The organism is Mucilaginibacter sp. 5C4, assembly GCF_034345625.1.
Taxonomy (GTDB): Bacteria; Bacteroidota; Bacteroidia; order Sphingobacteriales; family Sphingobacteriaceae; genus Mucilaginibacter; species Mucilaginibacter aurantiaciroseus.
Genome location: NZ_CP133775.1, coordinates 1,777,273 through 1,801,540, shown reverse-complemented (window position 1 = coordinate 1,801,540; position 24,268 = coordinate 1,777,273). Strand labels below are relative to the sequence as shown.

Annotated in this window: 22 protein-coding genes, 1 other RNA gene and 1 pseudogene; 12 read left to right on the top strand and 12 right to left on the bottom strand. The window is 40.9% G+C overall.

Annotated elements, in window-relative coordinates; all coding sequences use genetic code 11:
* Positions 1–63: 63 nt before the first annotated feature.
* The 3 genes from RHM67_RS08470 (at position 64) to RHM67_RS08460 (ending at position 2,571) form a co-directional block, all read left to right on the top strand.
* A complete protein-coding gene (locus RHM67_RS08470) occupies positions 64–531 on the top strand; it encodes a hypothetical protein (protein WP_322231695.1) in 468 nt (155 codons plus the stop codon).
* A 147-nt stretch (positions 532–678) separates the two neighbouring features.
* The gene (locus tag RHM67_RS08465; RefSeq protein WP_322231694.1) at positions 679–1,932 is read left to right on the top strand and encodes an MFS transporter; all 1,254 of its coding nucleotides are present in this window, start codon (positions 679–681) and stop codon (positions 1,930–1,932) included.
* Between the two features lie 9 nt (positions 1,933–1,941).
* Entirely contained in the window at positions 1,942–2,571 is a 630-nt protein-coding gene (locus tag RHM67_RS08460) for an HAD family hydrolase (protein ID WP_322231693.1), read from the top strand.
* A gap of 92 nt (positions 2,572–2,663) precedes the next feature.
* Here the strand turns inward: RHM67_RS08460 and RHM67_RS08455 are convergent, their stop codons facing one another.
* Positions 2,664–3,179, bottom strand: coding sequence for a DinB family protein (locus RHM67_RS08455; protein ID WP_322231692.1), 516 nt, complete (start codon positions 3,177–3,179; stop codon positions 2,664–2,666).
* Between the two features lie 119 nt (positions 3,180–3,298).
* On the opposite strand from RHM67_RS08455, the gene RHM67_RS08450 reads away from it, so the two are divergent.
* Entirely contained in the window at positions 3,299–4,858 is a 1,560-nt protein-coding gene (locus RHM67_RS08450) for a L,D-transpeptidase family protein (RefSeq protein ID WP_322231691.1), read from the top strand.
* 163 nt (positions 4,859–5,021) lie between these two features.
* On the opposite strand, the gene RHM67_RS08445 is transcribed toward RHM67_RS08450, so the two are convergent.
* Both RHM67_RS08445 and RHM67_RS08440 read right to left on the bottom strand, forming a co-directional pair.
* A complete protein-coding gene (locus tag RHM67_RS08445; RefSeq protein ID WP_322231690.1) occupies positions 5,022–5,810 on the bottom strand; it encodes a murein L,D-transpeptidase catalytic domain family protein in 789 nt (262 codons plus the stop codon).
* Positions 5,811–6,008: 198 nt separating this feature from the next.
* Positions 6,009–6,587, bottom strand: a complete 579-nt coding sequence (locus tag RHM67_RS08440) for a nitroreductase (protein ID WP_322231689.1) — start codon at positions 6,585–6,587, stop codon at positions 6,009–6,011.
* 131 nt (positions 6,588–6,718) lie between these two features.
* On the opposite strand from RHM67_RS08440, the gene RHM67_RS08435 reads away from it, so the two are divergent.
* Complete coding sequence (locus tag RHM67_RS08435; RefSeq protein WP_322231688.1) at positions 6,719–7,939, top strand: dicarboxylate/amino acid:cation symporter; 1,221 nt, start codon at positions 6,719–6,721, stop codon at positions 7,937–7,939.
* A gap of 95 nt (positions 7,940–8,034) precedes the next feature.
* Here RHM67_RS08435 and RHM67_RS08430 read toward each other — a convergent pair whose 3' ends face one another.
* Positions 8,035–8,226, bottom strand: coding sequence for a putative quinol monooxygenase (locus tag RHM67_RS08430; protein WP_322231687.1), 192 nt, complete (start codon positions 8,224–8,226; stop codon positions 8,035–8,037).
* Positions 8,227–8,458: 232 nt separating this feature from the next.
* Positions 8,459–10,891, bottom strand: coding sequence for an alpha-ketoacid dehydrogenase subunit alpha/beta (locus tag RHM67_RS08425; RefSeq protein ID WP_322231686.1), 2,433 nt, complete (start codon positions 10,889–10,891; stop codon positions 8,459–8,461).
* 137 nt (positions 10,892–11,028) lie between these two features.
* Here RHM67_RS08425 and RHM67_RS08420 point away from each other — a divergent pair, with 137 nt between their 5' ends.
* The 7 genes from RHM67_RS08420 to RHM67_RS08390 all read left to right on the top strand — a co-directional run bounded on the left by RHM67_RS08420 (position 11,029) and on the right by RHM67_RS08390 (position 15,750).
* Entirely contained in the window at positions 11,029–11,430 is a 402-nt protein-coding gene (locus RHM67_RS08420) for a DUF1573 domain-containing protein (protein WP_252758404.1), read from the top strand.
* Positions 11,431–11,615: 185 nt separating this feature from the next.
* Positions 11,616–12,812, top strand: coding sequence for a pyridoxal phosphate-dependent aminotransferase (locus tag RHM67_RS08415; RefSeq protein WP_322231685.1), 1,197 nt, complete (start codon positions 11,616–11,618; stop codon positions 12,810–12,812).
* Between the two features lie 123 nt (positions 12,813–12,935).
* Complete coding sequence (locus RHM67_RS08410) at positions 12,936–13,997, top strand: acyltransferase (RefSeq protein ID WP_322231684.1); 1,062 nt, start codon at positions 12,936–12,938, stop codon at positions 13,995–13,997.
* 121 nt (positions 13,998–14,118) lie between these two features.
* Positions 14,119–14,489: a transfer-messenger RNA gene (gene ssrA / locus RHM67_RS08405) on the top strand.
* Between the two features lie 321 nt (positions 14,490–14,810).
* Positions 14,811–14,885 (top strand): hypothetical protein, encoded by a 75-nt coding sequence (locus tag RHM67_RS20615; RefSeq protein WP_369124854.1) that lies wholly within the window; start codon positions 14,811–14,813, stop codon positions 14,883–14,885.
* 321 nt (positions 14,886–15,206) lie between these two features.
* Positions 15,207–15,527, top strand: a complete 321-nt coding sequence (locus RHM67_RS20610) for a transposase (protein WP_369124771.1) — start codon at positions 15,207–15,209, stop codon at positions 15,525–15,527.
* Positions 15,493–15,750: a transposase gene (locus RHM67_RS08390; RefSeq protein WP_322231681.1), complete on the top strand. Its 258-nt coding sequence runs from the start codon at positions 15,493–15,495 to the stop codon at positions 15,748–15,750. The genes RHM67_RS20610 and RHM67_RS08390 overlap by 35 nt, the downstream gene beginning before the upstream one ends.
* A 258-nt stretch (positions 15,751–16,008) precedes the next feature.
* Here the strand turns inward: RHM67_RS08390 and RHM67_RS20605 are convergent.
* The 7 genes and pseudogenes from RHM67_RS20605 to RHM67_RS08350 all read right to left on the bottom strand — a co-directional run.
* Positions 16,009–16,310 (bottom strand): annotated as a pseudogene (locus RHM67_RS20605) (transaldolase family protein); the annotation flags it as partial.
* A 23-nt stretch (positions 16,311–16,333) separates the two neighbouring features.
* Positions 16,334–17,320: a Gfo/Idh/MocA family oxidoreductase gene (locus RHM67_RS08375; RefSeq protein WP_322231679.1), complete on the bottom strand. Its 987-nt coding sequence runs from the start codon at positions 17,318–17,320 to the stop codon at positions 16,334–16,336.
* 5 nt (positions 17,321–17,325) lie between these two features.
* Complete coding sequence (locus tag RHM67_RS08370; protein ID WP_322231678.1) at positions 17,326–18,030, bottom strand: phytanoyl-CoA dioxygenase family protein; 705 nt, start codon at positions 18,028–18,030, stop codon at positions 17,326–17,328.
* A gap of 5 nt (positions 18,031–18,035) precedes the next feature.
* Positions 18,036–19,151 carry a glycosyl hydrolase gene (locus RHM67_RS08365; RefSeq protein ID WP_322231677.1) on the bottom strand — a complete coding sequence of 372 codons (1,116 nt, stop codon included), beginning with the start codon at positions 19,149–19,151 and terminating at the stop codon, positions 18,036–18,038.
* A complete protein-coding gene (locus tag RHM67_RS08360) occupies positions 19,148–20,791 on the bottom strand; it encodes a glycoside hydrolase family 43 protein (RefSeq protein ID WP_322231676.1) in 1,644 nt (547 codons plus the stop codon). The genes RHM67_RS08365 and RHM67_RS08360 overlap by 4 nt, the downstream gene beginning before the upstream one ends.
* The gene (locus RHM67_RS08355) at positions 20,791–22,506 is read right to left on the bottom strand and encodes a sugar porter family MFS transporter (protein ID WP_322231675.1); all 1,716 of its coding nucleotides are present in this window, start codon (positions 22,504–22,506) and stop codon (positions 20,791–20,793) included. The genes RHM67_RS08360 and RHM67_RS08355 overlap by 1 nt, the downstream gene beginning before the upstream one ends.
* A gap of 201 nt (positions 22,507–22,707) precedes the next feature.
* Positions 22,708–24,267, bottom strand: coding sequence for a RagB/SusD family nutrient uptake outer membrane protein (locus RHM67_RS08350; RefSeq protein ID WP_322231674.1), 1,560 nt, complete (start codon positions 24,265–24,267; stop codon positions 22,708–22,710).
* Position 24,268 lies beyond the last annotated feature (1 nt).

Sequence of the window (24,268 nt, the reverse complement as noted above, 5' to 3'; positions counted from 1 at the left end):
GTTAAACCAGTGATATATTTTAAGAAGTGAACTCAAAGAAAAGGACACGCAATCAACTATAATATGCATTATCCAGTAAATCATGAGCAGTTTACAACCGATGTTGAATATTACTCCGAGGTTATTGATTTACATAAAAGAGCCGAAGATTACTTGTTAGGATTTAAATGGTGCAAAAAAATAAATAGCAGTAGTTTATACACTAACCTCGGATCGAAGCTATGTATATTTCTTTTTGAAATAGATAATTTGGCCAGTAGAGAAGATAATATGTTGTGGATAATTACTGGTGATATTCCTTCAATGTACTTAGATATATATGGGCCTAAATCGACGAGGGAAGTTTTAAGGACATATGTGGAATTAGCAGAAGCTTGGATAGAGCATATAAAATCAGGAAAGTCTGTTGATGAGTGCTATCCTTTTAATGCTGAGCCTACAAATCAAGTAGCGAACTTGTTAGAGAATAAAATAACTTTTGTAAAAACTGTAGTCATCGAAAATATTGAAGACGTTTACTTAAAGGTATAATTATACCGTGTTATAAAAAAAGCGCTCCAAATCTAAGTTTCCAACTTAGACCAGTGTTAGCCCAGTGTTAGCTGTTTTTTACATTTAGTGCATACACCCTAAAACCCATAACACTATTTTTGTAAGTCAACCAACTAAACCTGTATCGTGTCAATAATCCACCTATACAAAAAAGCTTACAGCGGTTTATCGTTAAACAGCTGGTACTTAAGCGTGGTGATGTTCATCAACCGCAGCGGTACCATGGTAGTGCCGTTCCTCAGTATTTATTGTATCAATCAGCTTGGTTTTAATGTGCTGCAGGCAGGATATGTGATGGCCTTATTCGGTGTGGGTGCTATACTCGGCGCGTTCATTGGCGGCAAGCTTACCGATAGATTTGGTTTTTACGACCTGCAGGTTTTTACCCTGTTAAGCGGTGGAATTATGTTTATTATTTTAGGGTACCAGCGTACGTTTTTGTCGCTGGCAATTGGTACCTTTGTATTAAGCTTTTGCAGCGAGGCGTTCCGCCCTGCAAACTCCACAGCAATAGCGCATTACAGCTCATCAGAAAACAAAACCCGCTCCTATTCTTTAAACCGACTTGCGGTAAACCTTGGCTGGGCCTTTGGCGGCGGACTGGGCGGTTATTTGGCATCCATCAACTATCATTTATTGTTTTGGGTGGATGGATGTACCAACATTTTAGCCGCGCTGATGCTTTTGAAATTGATGCCCCGTGCAGCTATTAAAAAGTCGGAGATTAAACCTGTGGCGACAGGCCCGGTATCATCGGCTTACAAGGACACTACCTACCTTTGGTTCATCTTCCTGTCCACCATCTTTGGCCTTTGCTTCTTCCAGTTCTTTATTATGGAACCGGTATTTTACAAACTAAACTGGCACCTTGATGAACGTTTGATAGGCGCGCTGCTGGCGCTAAATGGATTAATTATCGTGGCTATAGAGATGGTGCTCATCAATTCCCTGGAAGGTAAAAGGCATGCGCTTACCTACATAGTTTGGGGCGTGATGATAACCGGGTTTGCCTTTATACTGCTCAATATTTTGCCGCCCGGCGTGTTAACTGCTGTGCTGGTGGTAATATTGGTAACCTTAGGCGAGATCATGAGTATGCCCTTTATGAACAGCTTTTGGATAGCCCGCACCAATAACTATAACCGTGGCGAGTACGCGGCGTTGTATACCATGTCGTGGTCGGCGGCGCAGGTTTTTGCGCCTGCATTGGGCAGCCAGGTGATCAATTACGGCGGCTTTGCATCCTTGTGGTGGCTGTTGGGCATTTTATCGGCTTTAGCGGCATTGGGTTACTATTTACTTTATCGCAATGGCAACAAAACCGCTATTGAAACTGTTCCTGCCGAAGAGATTGCCGCTCTGCCCGAACAATTACCTTAAATTGCACCCATGAAACGCGTTTTAATTTTAGACCTCGATAATACCATCTATCCTGTCCTTTCCATTGCCGACTATCTTTTTGGCAAGCTATTTAAACTGATAGACGAGAACCTTGGCGAAGCCGACAGGCAAGCCGCCGAAAAGGCAAAGCACGAACTTACCCGCCGCCCCTACCAGCACGTGGCAAATGAATTTAGTTTTAGTGAGGAACTGAAAGAGCAAGGCATGCAAATGCTGCGCGAATGCACTTATGACGAACCGATGTTTGCTTATGAGGAGTATAACCAGCTAAAGCAGATCCCGATTGATAAATACCTGGTAACAACCGGCTTTACCAAACTACAAATGAGCAAAGTAAAAATGCTAAACATCGCCGACGATTTTAAACAGGTTTATGTTGTAGACCCCGATCAATCCACTCTTACCAAGAAAGACATTTTCCAAAAAATAATGAATGAGAATGGTTATTCGGTTGAGGACGTATTAGTAATTGGCGATGACCCAAAATCCGAAATTAAGGCTGCCATCGAATTAGGCATCGACACCTTCCTCTTCGACCCGACAGACAAATACACCAACGAAAATGTAACCCACCACGCCCGCGATTACCGTGATGTCGCCGAAATTGTGATGAAGTAAAAGTAATGGTCTTCTAAGAACCATATTCAACCATTTGCGCGGTGATTAGCGGCCGTTTTTTGGTGAAAAAAAGTCGGTTTTAGGTCGTTATTTTAAGGCGATTTCAACACCGCCACCGTTACGATCAATTGGCCCAAATGCCTCATGGTATGTTCGGCGCTATGGGTGTAAAGCCCCATGATTGTAGATGGCAATTGCGCCCTGCCTACCCCCCTAAAGTCGGTTAATGTAGTTTCATCAACATTACTTAATTGGGTTAGCGCTTCATCAACTTGTTTGTTAAAAGCCTCCACTAATTCAATGGCATTGTATATTTTAGTAGTCGGTTTACCTTCGGTGGATAGGTAGCTGACTTGCTCTTCATTCAAAGCTTCGGCACGGGCATAAGTAAAAAGCCTATCCAAAACACCAGTCAAATGCTGCAAATGGAAACCAGGAGAGGCCATCCCGGCAACTTTGTTCCACAATAGTTCGTCAGGGAAAGTTATCATTAAAACATTCAATTCCTCCCGGGCCTGCAATAAAGCATATGCAACCGGCTGTAACAAAGCAGGTATATCACTTAAAGGGCCTCGCAGCCAAACCTCGGGGAGCTTATTGTTTGCCATAAACAAATATAAATAAAGCTGTGCGGGCATTGCATCAGCCTAAAGTAAATCATCAAATAAATGTTTGCACGGCTTTGTGGTATAGCAATTGCATTGCAGCAATTAAACAATCATAAAATATGACCATATCTACTATAAAAAAATCGGCCATGCCGGTGTTCCTATCCTTACTTTTTATGCTTGCCCTAACCGTTCAAAGCTGTAAGAAAAAAAGCCGCTCTGATCTGGGTGCAGCGCTTTTCAAAAAAACGCAAAACAAGGTATTTAAAGATGCCACCCCCGAGGGCCTGACCGAAGTTTTTAAACAGGTTTTGGAAACCAACAAAGGCAAAATGGACAATCCTAAACTGATCACTGCCTTTTACGAAAAGAACGATTATGACCCCGTTTTTGTGATGGACCATATTTTTAACGGTGATGTAGATATCACTGCTAATTACTTTGAAAAGGCCAGTCAACATGGTTTAGATCCTAAAATGTTTAAGGCGGAACATATCAAACAATTAGTTGCCAAATTCAAAGACAAAATAGGCATTAAAACTATTGATGAGGCTTATCAGGATATTGCTGAATTGGAAATATTAATGGCTAACTCACTCATCACCTATTCGAGCGCGTTGCAATTTGGAATGATCAGCCCGCGGAAGATCTATTCGCGCTATTTTACAGCTACAAAACGCCCCGATAGCATCTCGATGATGCAGGCTTTGAACGCTGAAAACTTGAGAACTTACCTGGATAGTATCCAGCCAAAAGACCCGCAATACCTGATGCTGCAAAAAGCTTTAATAGCAGGTGGCACCGCACAAGGCATGACCAAAGAGGAAACTACCCGATATTTGGCAGTAAATATGGAACGCCTGCGTTGGAAAAATAAGCCAAGCCAGGCTAAATATATCATTGTTAACATTCCCGATTATCGTTTGGATGTAATGGATAATGGTGCATCTATCCTAAATATGAAAGTGGTTGTTGGCGAAGGCCGTAATACCGACAATACCAACACTTTGATTGAGTATAATGACAGTGATAAAATAGATCGCCCGTTCAGCCGTGAAACGCCGCAATTGAACAGCATGATTCACAGTGTACAGGTTAACCCGGTTTGGAATATCCCGCAAAGCATCGCCAGTAAAGAGATAATGATGGAAGCCGCGCAAGATCCTTATTATCTGTCTAATAAAGGCATCGATGTATACGAAAACGGCAAAAAGGTTGAAGACCCTGAAACCATCAAATGGGAAAGTGTTTCCAAAGATAAATACGAGTTTAAACAACGCCCAAGCGATGATAATTCCTTAGGTAAAATTAAATTCCTGTTTAATAATAACAGCAGTGTTTATCTGCACGATACCCCCGCAAAAAGCGGTTTCACCAAAACGATGCGTGCCCTAAGCCATGGGTGCGTTCGCCTTAGCGACCCGCAAGCTTTAGCTAAAGTAGTGTTTGGAGAAGGCGCTACTTACGAAAAGATTGCAAAAGCAATGAGCGAGGATAACCCCGAGCCTACTACCATTAGCGTACCTAAGAAAATGCCGGTATATATTACATATGTTACCTGCTGGGCAGATAGCACAAACACATTACAATACCGCCCGGATGTTTACGGTTTAGATATTGTACTATATGCCCACCTGCAAAAGTTTTTAGCTAATACAGGTCAGATCGCTGCGTTGTAGTGATTGGAGATCAGAGGTTAGAGATAGTTACTTAATCGATAAAATCAATTTCAATCTTTGAAATCATCTTTATCGGTAAATCATAATAAATCGGTGAAATCCGTATAATAGAGGAGCCCGTTGCATTGCTGCTGACGGGCTTTTTTATAGTTGATTAGTTTGTTTAAAGTTTGTCTATAGTAGCCGCCGCTGTTGTATCGGGCGTAATAGCATTAGCGGGGGCTGTATCATCTAATAATTTAGATGTATAGTTGCTATCATTACCGTTGATGAACAGCATAGAGCCGCCTTTAATGGTATTGATAACCTGGTCAGATACCTCAGGCGATACCGCAGGGCAACCAAAGCTACGGCCCAAACGGCCAATTTGGTTGATGGTATTCTGGCATACGTAATCGGCAGCGTGGATAACTATACCACGTGCACGTGCCGCACTGTTAATGCCCGCATCCAAACCATCCAACTTTAATGAACGACCGTGTTTACCCATGTAAACCTCACTTGCCAAATAAAAACCAAGGCTGCTTTGGTGCGAATCGTTATTATTGGAGAAATGGCTTGCCCTATCATCGCCGCTACCCTGCCCGTGGGCAACCCATGTGTTTAACAATACCGATTTATTCAATACATCTATGATCCACATACGTTTCTCGCGGCTCGATTTACTAAAATCGACAACGGTAATGATATTGCTGTTTGGGGCTAATTTATTAGCCAGTTTGAGGTTTAAATAACCGGTAATTGCTTTTTGGAATACGGCAACATCCATACCTGATTGCTGCAGGTTAGCTGTTGCGTAAATATTAGCCACATACTGTGCAAAGTATTCTTTAACACCGAATGTTTTAGCCGAAATTTCGTTTTTCTTGATCGCGCTTGTCGGTTTCCAACTGATAACCGTAATAGAAAATAACAATAAAGCGCCAATGATCCACCACAAGTGTTTCCTCATAAATATTGGGTTTAATCGTTTAGTTTTTTTGGTACAACACACCTAATGATATACTATTAGTTGATATTGTTAAAACAAATATACGAAAAAATGCCCAAAATATTGTCACAGTAGTCTAATTATCCACTTTAAAGAAATATTGATACTTAAAAGTTAATGAAAACTACTTTGCAGAAAACGAAATTAAAGTCGGATATACTATTTATTCCAGGTGATCTTTTCTTCTATCGGTGTCTTCCTTTTGCCTTCTGGCTGTGCGTCTGTGTAGCCCATAAACAATACACCAAGTACGCTATCCTCAGCACCTAAACCAAAATGCTCGGCATAAGCAGGTTTTAAAACCATACCACCAGTGCTCCAGAAAGCGCCGATATTCAACGCTGTTGCACCTAATAAAAGGTTTTGAACGGCACATGATGCAGCTATCACTTCTTCAAACTGGGGGATCTTTGGCAGATCGCCGCGTTTTTGGTAAGCTACAATAACATGCGATGCATTGTTAGCCTGATTTTGAAAGTTGGTATAAACAGTTGGATTAAAGCTTTCGCCGGGGTTGGCGGCTTTGTACAGCTCGGCATGTTGCTCGCAGTAAACTTTAGGGTCTTCAAATACGATGAAGCGCCAAGGCTCGGTATTGCCGTGGTTAGGCGCCCAGTCGGCAAGTTCAAGTATTGAAGCTATGTGGCCGTTCGGGATCTTGTTACCGTTCATGGTTGACGGTTTGATGGTACGGCGGGCCTTAATGTTATTTGCGATTGCTGAAAATGTAGTATCCATAGTTGTAATATATAACAGCCTGTTTTAGGCATGCGCAAAAATAGAGAAATAACTTACATGAATAAATATTTTAAGAGGGATATTATTTACCTTTCAAAGCGATTAGTTCGCACCAAAACGTCAGGGAATAAATGAGTAACTGGATAAAAAATTATAGCGGGATGATATGGCTGATAACCGGTATTATTGCAGGCAGCATAGCCGGTATTGTACTTGGTGAACGGGCCGAGGTACTAAAACCAATCGGCGATATATTCCTGAACCTGCTGTTTGTTGCCGTGATACCTTTGGTGTTTTTTGCCATTTCTTCGGCCATTGCCAATTTACATGGCTCGCAAAAGCTGGGGCGTATTATGGGCGTAATGTCGGGAGTATTTTTGGGTACGTTAATCATGGCGGCACTGCTTACTATTTTTGCTTTGTGGCTTTTCCCGATAGGACAAACATCATTTACGGCAGTGGGTGCAACGCCTGCAGCAACAGGCAAGAACCTATCCGGCGATCAGATAACCCAGCTGTTTACCACCAGCGAATTTTTCAACCTCCTATCGCGTAAGAACATGCTGGCAATGATCATATTTGCCATACTGGTTGGTTTTGGTGTACGCAGCGCGGCAGAAAAAGGACAAGCATTTGTACAATTTTTAAACGCGGGTAACGAGGTATTTAAGCAGGTATTCGGCATCATCATGAAAGCCGGCCCGATAGGCCTGGGCGCCTATTTTGCTTACCAGGTGGCTGTATTTGGGCCATCGCTATTTGGTACTTATGCCCATGTGTTGGGTATAGGTTACGGTGTAAGTTTGTTTTACTACGCCGTATTTTACAGCCTTTACGCATTTATTGCAGGTGGTGTAAAAGGTATTAAACGGTATTGGGAAAATAACATCATCCCCTCGGCTACTGCGGTGGGTACCTGCAGCAGTATTGCTACCATACCGGCCAATTTAGATGCAGCCAAAAAAATGGGAATTACAGATGCCATTGCAGGGATAACTATCCCGCTGTTAGGCACTTTGCATAAAGATGGTTCCAGCATTTCTTCGATCCTGAAAATGTCGGTAGTATTTGCCATGTTCGGCCGAAGCTTTGATAGCGCCGAAGTGATCGTACTGGCGCTGGGCATGACGGTTTTGGTAAGTATTGTTGAAGGTGGCATCCCCAATGGCGGTTACATCGGCGAACTGCTCTTTATCTCGGCCTACGGCTTCCCGCCCGAAGCCCTACCGCCTGCCATTATCATCGGCACATTGATTGACCCGGTAGCCACGCTTTTGAACGCCACAGGCGATACAGCTGCCGCGATGTTGATTAATAGGTTTGCCGGCGGAAAGCAGCCGGTTATTGAATAGACATCTTCATAAGTAGCTGCTGTAATTATTTAGTGGTGAGCACGACAATTAATGTTACTTATCGACTTTTACAGCTTTGCCAATGAGGTCCACATCTACCAATTCCAGCGATTTAACCATGTTTTGTACTGTGGCTTTGTATTTTTTAAATGCGGGGTTTCTACATGAGCTTTGTAAGCATCTACATCAGCATATATCTCGAGGATGGTTATATGTGAGGAGTCATTTTTATCAGCCACGGCATAATAGTTCAGCACTCCGGGTTCAACGGAAACCGCTGTTGTCATTTGTAGTTTAAGCGCCTCATTGTTCTAATTGCGCGGGGTCCACCTTAATTTTTGCGAGCCTTACTATTTGTTTCTTTTGTTGGGCTACTGCGCTAATTGCTGTAAATAATGTTAGTATAACAATGTTTAAAAATAGTTTTTTCATTTAATGAATATAGTGATTTCAGTATTTGTAAAACAAAAAAGCCTGATACATATCAGGCCCTTAATTATATATCTAAAAACTTACTCTTTAAAATATGGCCGGATATTTACCCGGGTTAGCTTCGTTCATCATTTTGTAAACGGTTTCAATTACATCATCATGTGATGGTTTGCTAAAGTAGTCGCCATCTGAGCCATATGGTGGCCTGTGTTCGGCGCCGCAAAGGGTTTTGGGTTGCGAATCAAGCGAATAGTAGCCGTTTTGCGCCTCGATAACTTTTTGCAGGATGAATGCAGAACCACCACCCGGCAGGTCTTCATCAACCACCAAAAGCTTATTTGTTTTCTGTAGCGATTTACCACAAAGGTTTTCAGTGTCGAAAGGATAAAGTGTTTGCGGATCTATCACTTCTATATTGATCCCCATTTTGCTTAGCTCCTCGGCAGCTTCCATTACTATGCGCAGGGTAGAGCCGTAGGTAATTACGGTAACGTCTGTACCTTCTTTCAATATCTCGGCCTTGCCTAATGGCACGGTAAACTCGCCAACGTTGGCAGGTAATTTTTCTTTTAAGCGGTAACCGTTAAGGCATTCAATAACCAGTGCAGGTTCATCGCCACGCAGCAGGGTATTGTACATGCCGGCAGCCTGGGTCATATCGCGCGGAACGCAGATGTGCATACCACGCAGCGCATTCAGTATAAAACCAAGTGGCGAACCCGAGTGCCAGATACCCTCTAAACGGTGGCCACGTGTACGCACAATAAGCGGTGCGCGCTGCCCGCCGCGGGTACGGTAGCTAAGGCTTGCCAAGTCATCACTTAAAACGGTGATAGAATACAGCAGGTAATCCAGATACTGGATCTCCGCAATTGGGCGTAAGCCACGCATGGCTAAGCCCATTCCCTGTCCAATAATAGTCGCTTCGCGGATGCCGGTATCTGTAATGCGCAGGTCGGTATATTTGGTTTGTAAACCGGCAAATCCCTGATTAACATCGCCTATGGCACCAACATCTTCACCGAAAGCAACAATAGATTTATCGCGTTCGAAGTTAGCATCAAAGCAGGCGTTCAACACTTCGCGTCCATCCATTACTTTGGCATCGTCATCATAAGTCGGTGCAATAACTGGCACGTACAATGGCGATTTTGGGGTATCGGTAAATAGTTTTGAGTTAAAGCGTTCGGTATTTTTACCTTTTTCGGCAGCCAAATAGTTTACCAGATTTTGGCGGCCATCGCTGTTTTCTTTAACCGTTAAGCGTAATACTTTACGGATGCAGGCAATAGTATCACGGCGGCCCGGGTCAACACAAGTTTGCAGGCCCGACATTAAACCTAATAACTCATCGCGTTGTGCAGATTGCTGCGCGATCTTGTCTATCAGGTAAACAGCCTCGGCCATTTCCGCTTTTATCTCGTTCTCTAATTCGCTCCAGGCTTCGCGCTGGCAATTACGCACGTGCTTTTTAGCTTCTGCCTCTAATGCGTCAATCTCTTCGCCAGTAGCAATGGCTGTTTCAATCATCCATTTACGCATTTGCAGCAGGGAATCGTGTTCTTCTTCCCAGGCCAGGCGGTCTTTAGATTTATAACGCTCGTGGCTGCCCGATGTTGAGTGGCCTTGCGGCTGGGTCATTTCCACTACGTGGATCAATACCGGCACATGCTCTTCGCGGCAAATTTTGATGGCGCGTTCGTAAGTTTCGCAAAGGGCGACGTAATCCCATCCGCGTACTTTAAATATCTCGTACCCGTTGCCTTTGGCATCCCTTTGGAAACCCTTAAGCACTTCGGATATATCTTCTTTTGTAGTTTGCAGCTTTGCCGGTACAGATATGGCGTAGGCATCATCCCAAACAGAAATAGCCATGGGCACCTGTAAAACACCTGCAGCATTAAAGGTCTCAAAAAATAAACCTTCGGACGTTGAACCGTTGCCTATAGTACCAAAAGCAACCTCGTTACCATTTACCGAAAAGTTCTTCAGGTACTCCAGTTCTTTATTTTGACGGTATAGTTTTGAGGCATAAGCCAAACCAAGCAAACGCGGCATATGGCCGCCGGTGGTAGATATATCCGCGGCACAGTTCATGGTTTCGGCCTGGTTTGTCCAGTTACCGTCTGCATCAACATAGCGTGTAGCGTAGTGGCAGTTCATTTGCCTTCCGGCAGATGCAGGGTCTTTCTCAATATCGGGGTTGGCGTATAGCTGGGCAAAAAACTCTTTAAGGTTGCTCATGCCGGTGGCGAACATAAAAGTTTGGTCGCGATAGTATCCCGCTCGCCAGTCGCCCTTTTTAAAAGCTTTGGCCATAGCCAGTTGGGCGACTTCTTTGCCGTCGCCAAAAATACCAAACTTGGCCTTACCTGTTAGAACCTCGCGCCTGCCAATAATACTGGCCTGGCGGCTCTCGTAACCAACGCGGTAATCATCAATTACAATTTTTCTAAAATCGTCAAAACTGAGTTCGGCAGCATTTTCGGTGTTGCCTGTGTTCAATACAGTTTCGGGCATATAAAATTTTGTTTAGGCGGTAAAATTAGGAAATTCTATTTTGTTATTTGTATTGGTTAGTGTAAAACATATAGTTTTTACAATAGTTTTGTATTTACGTTAAACCTTTTATATTTGTGTTAATCAAACACGTAACCATGAAAAAAATATTACTGATATGCGCGGTGGTTTTAGGCTTTGCCTTTAATGCATCTGCCCAAACCGACACAAAAGCCGAGTTTAAATTCAACGAAGAGAAACACGATTTTGGTAAAATTGCACAAGGAACCCCGGTAACCACTGTGTTTGAATTTACTAACGTTGGTAAAGAGCCCCTTATTTTAACAGAGGTAAAACCTACCTGCGGTTGTACCATTGCCGATTACACCAAAACACCTGTATTAGCAGGCGCAAAAGGCTCGATCAAAATTACTTATAACGCAGCTGTAGCCTCGGCTTTTAACAAAACCATTGTGGTAACATCAAACGCTAAAACCCCAACAAAATATTTAAATATTGTGGGTGAAGTGGTTGCAAAAGCACCGGTTAGCAGCAAATAAGAAGGCAGCTCCACTCAAAACCTCCGCGGAAGGGAGGGCTAAAAAAATTAAGGCATCCATAAATGGGTGCCTTTTTTGTGGCCTCACCCCGACTCATCTCCGAGGGAGAGGGGCTTAAAGAAAATTTTTAATTCTCCCCTCCCGGGGGAGATACAGAAGGGGCTTTTTTTTACTAATTTTGCCCCATGCCAAAAATATCTGAAAAAGGGCAGCGCATGCCCGCCTCTCCTATTCGTAAATTAACGCCCTTTGCCGATAAAGCTAAGCTTGAAGGGAAAAAAGTATATCACTTAAACATAGGCCAGCCGGATATTGAGACCCCGGAAGGTATGCTAAACGCGATCAAAAACATCGATTTTAAGGTGTGGGCGTACACGCCATCTGAAGGCACTTTAAGCTATCGCAAAAAACTAACCGAATACTATAACAAACTGGGCTACAATATTACGCCCGACAATATTATTGTTACCACCGGCGGATCTGAAGCCATTACCATTGGTATGATGGCCTGCCTTGACCCGGGCGACGAGGTAATTATCCCCGAACCATTTTACGCCAACTATAATGGTTTTGCAAACCAAAGTGATATTGTGGTAAAACCAATTTTATCATATATCGATAACGGTTTCGCGTTGCCGCCGATCAGCGAGTTTGAGAAATTGATAACAGATAAAACCAAGGCGATCATCATTTGCAATCCCAATAACCCAACCGGCTATTTATACTCGCTGGAAGAATTGGACGCTTTGAAAGAACTTGCCCTGAAATACGACCTGTACCTGTTTAGCGACGAAGCATACCGCGAGTTTTGCTATGATGGCCGCAAGTTTATATCGCCTATGCACCTGAGCGGTTTGGATGAAAATGTGATTGTAATGGACACCGTAAGCAAGCGTTATAGCGCATGCGGCGCCCGTTTAGGTTGTTTGATCACTAAGAACAAAGCTGTGTTGGTAGCGGGATTAAAGTTTGCCCAGGCACGCTTGTCAGCAGGTATGGTTGAGCAAATTGCCGGCGAAGCAGCCGTTGATACCCCCGACGAATACTTTACCGCCGTAAATAAAGAATACACTAAACGCCGCGATACGCTGGTTACCGCTCTTAATAAAATTGAAGGTGTGTACTGCCCCAATCCGGGCGGCGCGTTTTACGTGGTAGCAAAATTCCCGATCGATAACTCGGATAAGTTTTGCCAGTGGATGCTGGAAAGCTTTAGCCACAACAACCAAACGGTAATGATGGCACCTGCAACCGGCTTTTACAGCACCAAAGGCGCAGGGTTAAACGAAGTACGCATGGCTTACGTATTAAATAACGACGACCTGAACAAAGCCATGGAATGTTTAGCCGAAGGCTTAAAGCAATACCCTGGACGAGTTTAGTTGGCCGTAAACAGTTGCAGTAGGCATAACAACTAATTATATATAAACGCTAAGCGACATTTTATGCTGCTTAGCGTTTATGCTTTCATATCAATTATATTGATTAATTAACTCAAACCTAACTTGAAATTCAGCGACAGCATAACGCAAGGCGGCACCCAAAACATCAGTTGGATAAACAACCTGCGGCTGATAGCCATGTTCGCGGTGATCGTACTGCATACCGCCTCGCCGCTGCTTTTTAAGTATGCTGATAGTCCGCTAAATTGGTGGATGGCTGCCGATATTTATAATGCCGTAGTCCGTTTTGCGGTGCCGGTTTTTGTGATGATAACGGGTGCACTGCTGCTCCATCGCAAATATGAACTGACGGATTTTCTGAAGAAACGTATTGGCAGGCTCATTATCCCCTTCCTTTTCTGGAGCCTCATCTACATTACCTACCGCTGGAATAACGAGGAGTTTTACTTCACCAAAGATGCATGGACAAACATCCGAATGGTTCTACATAACCTTAAACTGGGCAGCTACTACCATCTTTGGTATGTATATCTATTGTTTGGCTTGTACTTGTTCATCCCGATCCTAAGCAGTTTTGTGCGCAACGCTACAGAAAAAGAAATCCTGTATTTCCTGGCGATCTGGTTTATTACCATGCTCATCAGTAAACCGTACTTTACCAGGTTTGATACCGCTGTCGACCTGCATAATTTTGCAGGTTATATTGGCTACCTGGTACTGGGGCATTATCTCACCTACAAACAATTTTGCATCCGCGGATTGCTGTTTATAGCCGTGGTTTTGTTTGTGGCTTTTACGGCTATAATCGCCACGGGCACTTATTATGATGAAGTTGAGGGCAAGGGCTTAAGCACTTTATTTTACGAACCTATCGGCCCGTTTGTGCTGGTGCTATCTGCCAGCGCGTTCCTCATCGCAAAGCATACGGTTGTAAAACTTAACCCAACAGTTAACATAGTGATGAATAATGCCAGTAAATATACCCTTGGCATTTACTTAAGCCATCCATTAGTACTCAATGGTTTTGAGCTGATGGATGTTCACTATACTATTCTTAATCCTGCCCTTAGCATCCCGCTTATAGCTTTGGCCTGCTTCGCCATAGCATGGCTTTTAATTTATATTTTAAGCAAACTACCTTTAATAAAATACGTTGTGGGATAAGTGATTTTTAGTTGGCGGCCGGCAGCAAACAATTTTAAAATGTGAACTGCAAGCTGCCTACTGCCAACAAAATACTGTATATTTGTGTTCTGCAAACTGCTACAGCAGGCCCAAAAAAAATGGGGTCGACCGGAATTGACAGGATGGAGATAACTAAGTAAGCATGTAGCGCGTTGTGTGAATTAGCGCTTAAAACTGAACGCTCAAACTTACAAATGGCGAAAATAACTACGCCTTAGCTGCCTAATTTAGAATTAGCATAGCTTTTGTCCCGCCGGTTTTCTGTTCTGTTGGATCGGCAACCGGGGCATCGAAAAACGGAAATAGCCTGCTTTAAGGTGTGGAAAGCAAGCGAAACAAAACACCTAAGGATTAAGGTACAGGTAAGCGGTTAACCTTCCATAGTCCCTACAATTAAATAACAGCTAAACATGTAGAAAGCTTTACTTATACCATGTTTGGACGAGGGTTCGAATCCCTCCGGCTCCACTAAGTTCAATGTTAAAACAGACTAAAAGCCTGCAAATCAAATGATTGCAGGCTTTTGTTTTTTTAGTCAAAGTCCTTAATTATACACCAATTCCCGGCAAAAAGGGGCGTAATTCGGTGATTAGATTTCGGATACATTACTACTCACCGAGTAGATTATAAATAATTGATATACAGCATGTTAAAACATGCTTAACATCTTGACTGGACGTATCTGCAAAGCTAAATTTGTTTCACTTTTTAATGTAAAAACATTATGAAAACTAATTTCAGCTTAATCTTCTATATGAAGAAGCAAAAAACTACCAATCTGGCTCTGCGCCTATCTACATTCGCCTCACAGTTAGCGGGAAACGATCAGAAACAACCACCGGACGTGAATGCGAACCTTCCCGTTAGAATACAGGCGCAAGCCGTGCCAACGGCACAGAAGAAGATATTAGGGCATTTAATGCTTATCTGGACAACCTGCAAAATCAGGTTTATGAGCACACCGTTTATTAACCGAGGCAAATTGCATGGTTACTGCTGAAACCCTAAAAAACAAATTCTTAGCTTAAGGCAGACAAAAAAGTAAAAACAATAGCTGGCAGACTGGTAAGAGAACTAAAAAGAACATTACCTGCAGAAAGTTACAGCAGCGAACTGGAGTTATTCGAGCGGGTACTTGGGCAAAAGCGGCATGACAAAAACAAGGTCTATAGCCTCCACGAACCGGAAGTGGTATGCATCAGCAAAGGTAAAGAGCATAAGAAATATGAGTTTGGCAGTAAAGTATCCATTACGGTCACCCAAAATAGTGGCGTAATCATTGGGTCGCTGAATATCCCGGGAAATGATTACGACGGACATACGCTTGATGTAGCCCTCAAGCAACAGCAGCGGCTTACAGGCCATAAACTCAAAGAAGCCTTCGTTGACCGGGGCTACCGGGGTAGAAAAGAAGTCGAGGGTACCCTTATCCATACGCCCAAAACCTTTGGTAACGAACTATCGAAAATCAAAGTTGAAGGAAGGCTTTACAAACAGAGCTGCCATTGAACCTAAAAACGGTCATCTGAAAGCAGATCACCGTTTAAGTCGTAACTTTTACATAGGCATCAAAGGCGATAACATCAATGTGATGCTGGCTGCTGCCGCAATGAATTTCAAAAGGATGATGAATCTATGGAAAAATCATCTTTTTGCTTTATTTATGTGGAGTAATCAGATACTTTCCCAAATACTTATTTCTACAGAAATATCTGTGCAATATTATTATTGACTTTTTAAGGACTGACTATTTATTGTCTACATATCTCGAAAACTGGATTAACTAATTTTATATGCATAAAAAAAGCACCCCTTGAAGAGTGCTTAATCAACTAAAATCAACTAATCTATATCTCAAATAGAATTAATTCGAAGAGTTCAAAATATTAGGTCATTGAATTATTAAAAAAATTTCCTTTTTATTGTTTTTAGCCGGTTTGTATTTATTTATTTCGGAGAAAAAGCACTCTTTAGCTCCTCTGAGTTGTAACAAATTTTTGACAGCTTTTATTCCTTCTTTAATCATTGCGACTTTCACCACAATATTTGCATGTAAAGCATATAGCTCTTTTCCTTTCCATATAATGCCTTCAAAGTCTGTAGAAATTACTTCCGCACTTATATCGCCATCTACAATTTCACAAATGGTCTTATAATGATTATGAATTGCTTTTTTCCTACAATACCTTCCTTTGCTATTAGCGATGGATTGGTGGTTACACCATCCAGTATCCCGAATGCGTTGGCTTCTTTAATTTGAAAAAGATTAGCGGTGTCAATAAAAAATTTCATTTTATTATTACGCATATTAAACTTTACTTTTCCATAGGATATTCTAATCCTATTTGTTTGCGTATTTCTGTCATAGTTTCTTGTATAGCATTACTGCGGGAATGTGGCATTAGTGTACTCTCATATTTACATGCAAGTATCAAATCATTAGCATGCTGCATTTCATAAATAAAACCATGAGAAGATCGTTTATCTTCATAAGTTTCTGTGATGATGTAATCTTTATTGTATAAAGTACAGCCATATGCCCGCCAGAAATCGGGGATTTCTATATATCCAGTTTCTCCAAATATTCTTCCCATATTAGTCATGCGAGTAGAAATGGAAGAAAATAACGTAGCTGTTATATCCCCGTATTGCAATATAACGCCCAGTCGTTCATCTACTCCCGTTGGTGTAAGCTGTCCTGAAGCCATGATTTTTTCAGGCTTCTTATCAGTAAAATAATAAGCTAATGCAATAGGGTAAATTCCTAATTCAAGAAGCGAGCCGCCTGCAAGATTGGGGTCGAACAGTTTAGCTTGAATTTCCTTATCCATTGGGTAGGAAAAATCCGCTTGAATTACTTTAATATTACCTATTCTACCTTCATCAACCCATTGCTTAGCTTTTTGAAGAGAGGGCAGAAAATAGGTCCACATTGCTTCCATTAAAAAAACAGATTTCTTTTTGGCTATCCTTGCCAAGGTTTTAAATTCTTTGTCATTAATGGTGACTGGTTTTTCACATAGAACTCCTTTCCCCATTTTTAAACACCGGAAGGTTTGCTTAAAATGTAAATGATGTATAGTTGCAATATAAACTGCATCAACATCCTTACTGTTGTACAGATTTTCATAACTTAAAGCTTGCGGTATTTGGTATTGAGCGGCGAAAGACCTTGCCCTATCTATATCACTGGCAGCAACGGCTACCAACTCTGCATGTTGCATAAATTTAAAATCACTAGCAAAGGCATGCGCAATTCCTCCTGCTCCCAAAATACCCCAGCGGATCTTATCTTTTCTCATGTTTTTTAACGGGTTTCTACAACTTCGTTTGTAGAAAATTTATAGCGCATATTCCGGTAAACGCATATGTCGGTAATGTCATCTGGTGTTCCTAATGGTATTGCTCTAAAATTGGTAGATACACGGTAAGCACCCTTAATTGGCATGACCCTGTGCCAGCAATGTCCATGCAAAAAAATCAAAGTCCCCTTTTTGGGTGCATACACTATTTGGCCATCAATATCAGCGTCTGGAATACCTGTCGGTATGGCCCCTGCTTTGTGTGTTTGGGGATATATGACAATTTCCCCACCCGTTTCATGGGCGATGTCATGTGTGTAAACAAGTCGGTTTAAATTGTAGTCTGATTTACTTTCCGGAGGGCTATCCTGATGCCATGCTTGACCGATACTACCTTGTTTTGAAAACATAGCCATGCAATACAAATTTTTCCAGCCATCTTTCACTATGGCATCTGTAATGGCGTTCATAACCTCGTTTTGGTCAATAGTATCTAAATCGGTAATCCCTTCCCGATAAGGAAACCAGGGTATTACCTCTACAGCAGATTTTGTGATAAATTCATCGGTATGTTGCCATGTTGGGTTCATACCGTAATGCTTTAGGATCTTTTCGTTCGCATCATCCATTATATCATGCGAAAAGAAATTTTCTAGAATTAGGTATCCTTGTTTCCAAAATTGTTCTGCATATTGTCTATATTTTTCCATAACCATTATTTTCTATTCCGTAGATATGTGAATAATGTATCTGAGGCCTTTAGATATTTAGTTTTTGAAGTTTCTTTTAACCACCATGCTTTTAATGAATCATTTTTAGTGATTCTTGCATCGATATTCTTAAAATAAATATTGTTTTTCCACAAAGGCCTGGTTTTCCAGGGAGAGTTGATATAATGTACGGCCTTCACAACATCCGGGTTATTCCTTACTGTGCGGAAGTAAGGTACAAACCAATCTTTCCAAGCCTTTTCAGCATCTTTCTGTTTGCTTAAGTCAAGGGCAACACATACCCCCTTTGCATCTAAAAAAACTGGACTTGATTCTGCGATAAATAACGGTTTTTTATGATCTCTGGCAAACTGCAGCATAGGGTGATGTTCTTCGGCGGCAGTGAAAAATGAATAAGCCACCCAATCAACATACTCATCCCCAGGGTAAAATTCATTAAAAATCTTACGGCTTGCACCAGCTCCCTTTGATTGCCAAACATAAGCTACATTATTAACTCCCATAGAATCCAACTTTTTCTTAATCCTTCTCCAGGCAGGGATATAAAATTTTTTTTTGTAATGATTCCATTCAAAACCATCGAATTCATATCCAATCCTAAGAAAAACAGGCCTATTACCCAAGGCTTTGAGCCAGTTGCCTAGCTTGTAAATTAAGGTATCATGACCACCTACGGCTGTTATGCTATCGTTTCCCTGGCTAATATCCAAACCAATTGCCAAACATGATTTTTTTAAATGGGGACTTTTAACAGTAACAGACATATTCTCTGGCCCATCGCCCCAATTATCCAAAGTTGTTAAGCCATCCAATCCTTTATGTATTAAACCGTAGGCATTGATTCCAGTCAAAAAATCAGTATATTGAGTAAATCCGCCTGGAGCTGGAAAATGATCAAAATAACCATCGGTGTAACAGTTCGTTCCCCCAATTGATTCGGGTTCCTGACCTACAAAAAGAATTACTTTCCCATTTGCGGGTTCGAACTTTGCCAACCTGGTACTATCCGTTGTTTGATTTTTAACTGATTGGCGATTACATGACAACAAAACACATGTAAAAAAAATACAGAGTGCTTTTGTAAAAAAAAACTTTCTCATACGATTTCCTTTTTTGTGGAATATTTGATAGAAGAAGGGAATTCATATTCGTCTTCCTGATAACTGAACCAATCAAAATAAGCTGGAATTTTCTTCCCTGATAAGTCCTGGCAACATATCCCAACAAAAGAACCAGTGAAAGCCGGGCGGTACCGGCTGCCTCCTTCCCGTACATAATCGTCCGATAAAATCCCAGCATTAAGTACTGGGCCGGCTTTTATCCACTCCTTTTCATTAAGGGCGTAATAAAATTGTAACGCTGCCCCATTAAGCACCACTTTTAAATAAATTGCTCCATTTTCAGGCAAAGTCAATGATTCTTCATAAGCCTCTACCTGTTCAAAATGATCGTGGGTGATAATCTGTAGGCAACGTTGCCCTTTATCGTTAGCGCTTATATGCAGATAGTGAAAATGTGCGGTATTATAATAACATACTAATCCTGCCATTTGCTGAAAAGAAGTTGGTGAGAAGTTCAGGCAAGTAGCAGCCTCCATTTTTAGGCTTTGTATTCTTCTTGCAAGCAGGCTTTGTTCATGGATAGAACTCAGTGATTCCCGGCCAAATAAACAAAGAAATCCGGGACGGACATTTAAGGACGCCCAATCTTCGGTTATAGGAATGCGTAATGATTGAAAATGAATATTGAGATAACTGCTATTAAAATCATCTTTAAACGGAATTTCAGTGAACCCATCTGCAGTAAATTCTTTTATTTCAACATTAATACGGGGAATACTGCTTCCGCTTCCTAATATTGGCCATTTATCTTTTTCCCAATTGACAGTTTCAATGGAAGTTTCCCTTCCAAGGATGCACAACCCAAGAGGACTTAACGGTCTTGAAGTTAAAAAAACAGCCAGCCAATTTCCAGCCTTTGTTTGTACCAAATCCGCATGTCCACTTTTTTGTAAATAATAGTCTTTATGCTCACGAGAACTGATAAATGGATGATTTGGGCCTAATTCATAAGGCCCGGTAATATTTTTTGACCGGGTCATAGTAGCTGCATGTCCGTATTCAGTGCCACCTTCTGCTGTCAGCAAATAATAATATCCATCTTTTTTATAAAGATGCGGGCCTTCTGTAAGGCCTAACGACGATCCTTTAAAAATATGATGCACCGGGCCAACTAGGGTTTTTGTGGCTGCACTATACTCCTGTAGGATAACACCTCCAAACATTTTCCCCTTTCGGTGATCAAGAAGCATAGTGACATACCACTTTTTGCCATCATCATCATGGAACAGGCTGCCATCAAAACCACTTGCATTTAAAAAAACTGAATCGGACCATTCTGCCTTAATATCATTCGTTGTGATTAAATAATTGGGCGTGTCTTTCCAAACTCCGGCAAAAGATTTTACATTGGAATAAACAAGGTAAAATGTACCATTATCATACGAAAGGCAAGGAGCCCAAACTCCACATGAGTCTGGTACGCCTTTCATGTCCAGCTTTGATATGCTGTTTAACGGCCTTGAAACTAGTTCCCAGTTCAGCAGGTTGGTTGAATGATGAATTTGGACACCAGGAAACCATTCAAATGTAGAGGTAGCAATATAATAACCTTCACCCGCACGTATGATAGAAGGATCGGGATTAAAACCTTTTAATATCGGATTTTTAACAACATTCATTATGCTTTAATTAATTCTTTTTCAATTTCTTCTAATGATTTCCCTTTAGTTTCTACGACGTATTTCCATACGAACCAAAAGCAAAAAATCATAAATCCTGCGTAAATAAAATAGGTGGTACTACTCCCAAATGTTGCTAATTGTATCGGAAAGAATGTGGCAACCAAAAAACTGGATATTGAATTAGCAACTCCTACAGCTGATATTGCAAAGCCACGCAAATGGTTTGGAAATATCTCTGAAAACATAGCCCACATAACCGGCCCTAAAGAAATGGAAAAACCGGTAATGAATCCCAAAATACTTAATAGTACGAGCAAGGAATTAACATTAATACTTTCTTTTAGCACGAGGGATAAGTATTGATCTATATTTTGCTTTGTTTTTAAAACCTTTTTTACCGAAGCAAGAAATGTTAATTCGTCATTGAATTTTTGCCCTTTCAATGAAATTATCGCTTTAATAAATTGGTTCCTATTTTCCACGCCTTTTGATAAATTACTGTTGGCATAGGGGATTTGTATCGAAGGGTTATTTTCATAGAAAACTTCTGCATAGTCACCATTTAGATTGATTTTACTATAGGTAATTAAACCTGGGGTCGTTTTTTTTGCTTGCAGAAATACCTCATCCTTAAAAATTTGATTAGCAACGCTGTTTATGCTAGCTATGTTGATAGTGTAAGAAGCATTTTTAAAAGCAAATCCGGTAACAAGTAGTGAAACGGACATAATACCAACCCCTGCAAAAAGCAGTGGCTTTCTTCCAAGTTTATCTATAAAAAACATTGAGGCGATGGTCGTTATCATAAATACCAATCCCAAGACTATTGCTTGCATAAATGCGGTATCCCTGGCTCCGCCTGCTGATTCAAATATCATTGGGGCATAATAAAGTACAGCATTGATGCCGGAAAATTGTTGAAGGATAGCCAACCCAAAACCTATAATAAGAGTGAGTTTCATTTTGCCGGAAAAAAATTCTTTTGCGTGGCTAAGCGTATTTGCATTGATTGTGTGCTGGAGCGATTTTTTTATATGATCATATTCAATAATGGCATGTTCTTTACCACATATATCCTCCAAGATGCTTATTGCCTTTTCATCCTTGTTTTTCATAATTAGCCATCTCGGGCTTTCAGGAATAAAAAATAGGAAAATGAAATATAATAAAGAGGGGAAAGCTTCTATACCAAGCATCCAACGCCAATTAATTAATGGATCATGAATTGCATTTAAAATGAAATAATTGGAAAAATACGCTGCTGATAGGCCAATAACAATAAGTAACTGGTTAAAGGAGACTAGCCACCCACGTTTTTTAGGTGGCGCTATTTCTGCTATGTAAACAGGTGCCAACAAAATGGCAATACCCACACCAACCCCGGCCATAATCCTTCCAGCAATGAAAATGGTAATGTTCCCCGCCAGTGCCGTTATGAGTGAACTGCATAAGAATAGAATAGCTGACAATAGTAACGCGGGCTTTCTTCCAAACTTATCGCTTAATTTTCCGGCAAAAAGATTGCCAAAAATAGCCCCCCAAATTATACATGATACAGAAAAACCAAAAATAAGAGAATCATTGTTTAAATTAAAAAATGATTTATAAAACGGCGCAGCACCTGATATTACAGAGCCGTCGAAGCCTAATAAAAACCCACCAATTGCAGCCGTGAATGCTATTGAAATTGTGTAAAAGTTTTTAATTTTCATATATAAATTAAGATGTTTTTTGAAACTTGATTGACTTACTGCGATAATAAAACCCTATGTTATGTTTTGGTATCACAAAATAATATTACCAAAATGGAAATTAGTTCAAAAGCTGCTAAATAAAATTCCATACTTTTAAATAATTTAATAAGAAGGCCTAATAATTTCTTATTTTCCCTTCTTATTAAATATTAATTCATGTTAATACCCAGGATTTTGTTTCAATATATTTGAGCCAACTATATCTATTTCTGCTTGTGGAATAGGTAATAATTCATCTCTTCCCACAGTAAAATGTTTAAACGCCAGGGCAGATGACGCATCGCCCCAGCGCACTAAATCCGTAAATCGGTCCCAACCTTCAGTAGCGAGTTCAAGTCTTCTTTGCAATTTAACATCAGCCAATGTATAAGTCGATAGGTTATGGGACGCATTACCATAAGCTCTTTGAATTACTTGATTTAAAGATCCTAAGCCATCTCCGCCTGCTCCCATAATCGAAGCCTCGGCATGCATTAATAATACATCTGCGTACCTGAAAACTTTTTCATTTAACGGGTCACTACCAAGATTGCTCAACGATTTTGCCACTGACTTAGGGATATAATATTTACGCATGCTTGCCTGCGAAACTAAAGCATCCGGATTCGTCCAGTAATAGTGGTAATATTGTGTTCCTGCATCAAATCCTGTTTGCCCTAAGTCCGGTAAATAAGTAGTTGGAATTATAAAAGTCGCATCTTTTCTCTGATCTGAACTATTATATAAATCTATTAGTTGTTGTCTTGGAACACTATTTCCAAATGCGCCTGTACCGGCAGGTATAAACCCAAACATTTGGTAAGAAGCTGATCCTTGGTTTTTAAAGGCATCCGGGGATTCAAATGCATTGTTGTAGATACCGGATTGGTACCCGATTTCGAAAATAGACTCTTTGCCATATTCATTCGAAAGGCTCCAGTTATCAGCGAAATTTGCTTCTAACTGATATCCTAAACCCATCACCATCTCCGTGTATGTTTTTACTTTGTCCCATTTCTTTTGATATAATTCTACTTTCGCCAAAAGAGTTAAGGCCGCTCCTTTAGTTGTTCTGCCTTTATCTGAGACATCCGCATAGTTAGCTGGCAAAATAGGATATGCTTCTCCCAAGTCTTTTTCAATCTGGGAGTAAACGTCTGCTTTGGCTGTACGAGGAAACTTAAGGTTATCACTGGTGCTTCCAATGTAAGTTACTATCAAAGGAACATCTCCAAAGTGTTTTACCAATTCGAAGTAAGAAAAAGCTCTAACAAATTTTGCTTCTGCCAATAAACGCTCTTTTAAACCTGGCGTAGTAAATCCGTTATATGTTGAAATGAAATTTATTGCCGTGTTAGCCCTGGAAATTGCTGTGTACCATTTTCTCCACATTGCGGTTATGTTGGTATTGTTGGCTTGAATCTTTGTAAGGTCATCTAAAACTGCCCCAAATGTCCAATAACTAGCCCATTGTGAAATACAGTTATCTGCCCTTATATCCTGCCACATTACTGGAAACATGTGTGTTTGAGGCCCATTGTAAACTTGCCATTGAAAAGGATCATATGCTGAATTTAAAAGAGCTGTGTAATCGGCTTCTGTCTTCAGGGCCTTTGTATTATCTAAAGAAGTGATTGGTGTCTTATTTAATAACGTATCCTTCTTGCAGGAGATGATATTACATGCTATTAGGCAGCTAACAATTAGTGTTGTGCCAATTTTGTATATATTATTTTTCATA

What these genes read in the sequence shown, in the direction of transcription:
- RHM67_RS08470 (WP_322231695.1), top strand. Translation starts at nt 64, where the DNA reads ATGCATTATCCAGTAAATCATGAGCAGTTTACAACCGATGTTGAATAT.
- RHM67_RS08460 (WP_322231693.1), top strand. Translation starts at nt 1,942, where the DNA reads ATGAAACGCGTTTTAATTTTAGACCTCGATAATACCATCTATCCTGTC.
- RHM67_RS08455 (WP_322231692.1), bottom strand. Translation starts at nt 3,179, where the DNA reads ATGGCAAACAATAAGCTCCCCGAGGTTTGGCTGCGAGGCCCTTTAAGT.
- RHM67_RS08450 (WP_322231691.1), top strand. Translation starts at nt 3,299, where the DNA reads ATGACCATATCTACTATAAAAAAATCGGCCATGCCGGTGTTCCTATCC.
- RHM67_RS08445 (WP_322231690.1), bottom strand. Translation starts at nt 5,810, where the DNA reads ATGAGGAAACACTTGTGGTGGATCATTGGCGCTTTATTGTTATTTTCT.
- RHM67_RS08440 (WP_322231689.1), bottom strand. Translation starts at nt 6,587, where the DNA reads ATGGATACTACATTTTCAGCAATCGCAAATAACATTAAGGCCCGCCGT.
- RHM67_RS08435 (WP_322231688.1), top strand. Translation starts at nt 6,719, where the DNA reads ATGAGTAACTGGATAAAAAATTATAGCGGGATGATATGGCTGATAACC.
- RHM67_RS08430 (WP_322231687.1), bottom strand. Translation starts at nt 8,226, where the DNA reads ATGACAACAGCGGTTTCCGTTGAACCCGGAGTGCTGAACTATTATGCC.
- RHM67_RS08425 (WP_322231686.1), bottom strand. Translation starts at nt 10,891, where the DNA reads ATGCCCGAAACTGTATTGAACACAGGCAACACCGAAAATGCTGCCGAA.
- RHM67_RS08420 (WP_252758404.1), top strand. Translation starts at nt 11,029, where the DNA reads ATGAAAAAAATATTACTGATATGCGCGGTGGTTTTAGGCTTTGCCTTT.
- RHM67_RS08415 (WP_322231685.1), top strand. Translation starts at nt 11,616, where the DNA reads ATGCCAAAAATATCTGAAAAAGGGCAGCGCATGCCCGCCTCTCCTATT.
- RHM67_RS08375 (WP_322231679.1), bottom strand. Translation starts at nt 17,320, where the DNA reads ATGAGAAAAGATAAGATCCGCTGGGGTATTTTGGGAGCAGGAGGAATT.
- RHM67_RS08370 (WP_322231678.1), bottom strand. Translation starts at nt 18,030, where the DNA reads ATGGAAAAATATAGACAATATGCAGAACAATTTTGGAAACAAGGATAC.
- RHM67_RS08365 (WP_322231677.1), bottom strand. Translation starts at nt 19,151, where the DNA reads ATGAGAAAGTTTTTTTTTACAAAAGCACTCTGTATTTTTTTTACATGT.
- RHM67_RS08360 (WP_322231676.1), bottom strand. Translation starts at nt 20,791, where the DNA reads ATGAATGTTGTTAAAAATCCGATATTAAAAGGTTTTAATCCCGATCCT.
- RHM67_RS08355 (WP_322231675.1), bottom strand. Translation starts at nt 22,506, where the DNA reads ATGAAAATTAAAAACTTTTACACAATTTCAATAGCATTCACGGCTGCA.
- RHM67_RS08350 (WP_322231674.1), bottom strand. Translation starts at nt 24,267, where the DNA reads ATGAAAAATAATATATACAAAATTGGCACAACACTAATTGTTAGCTGC.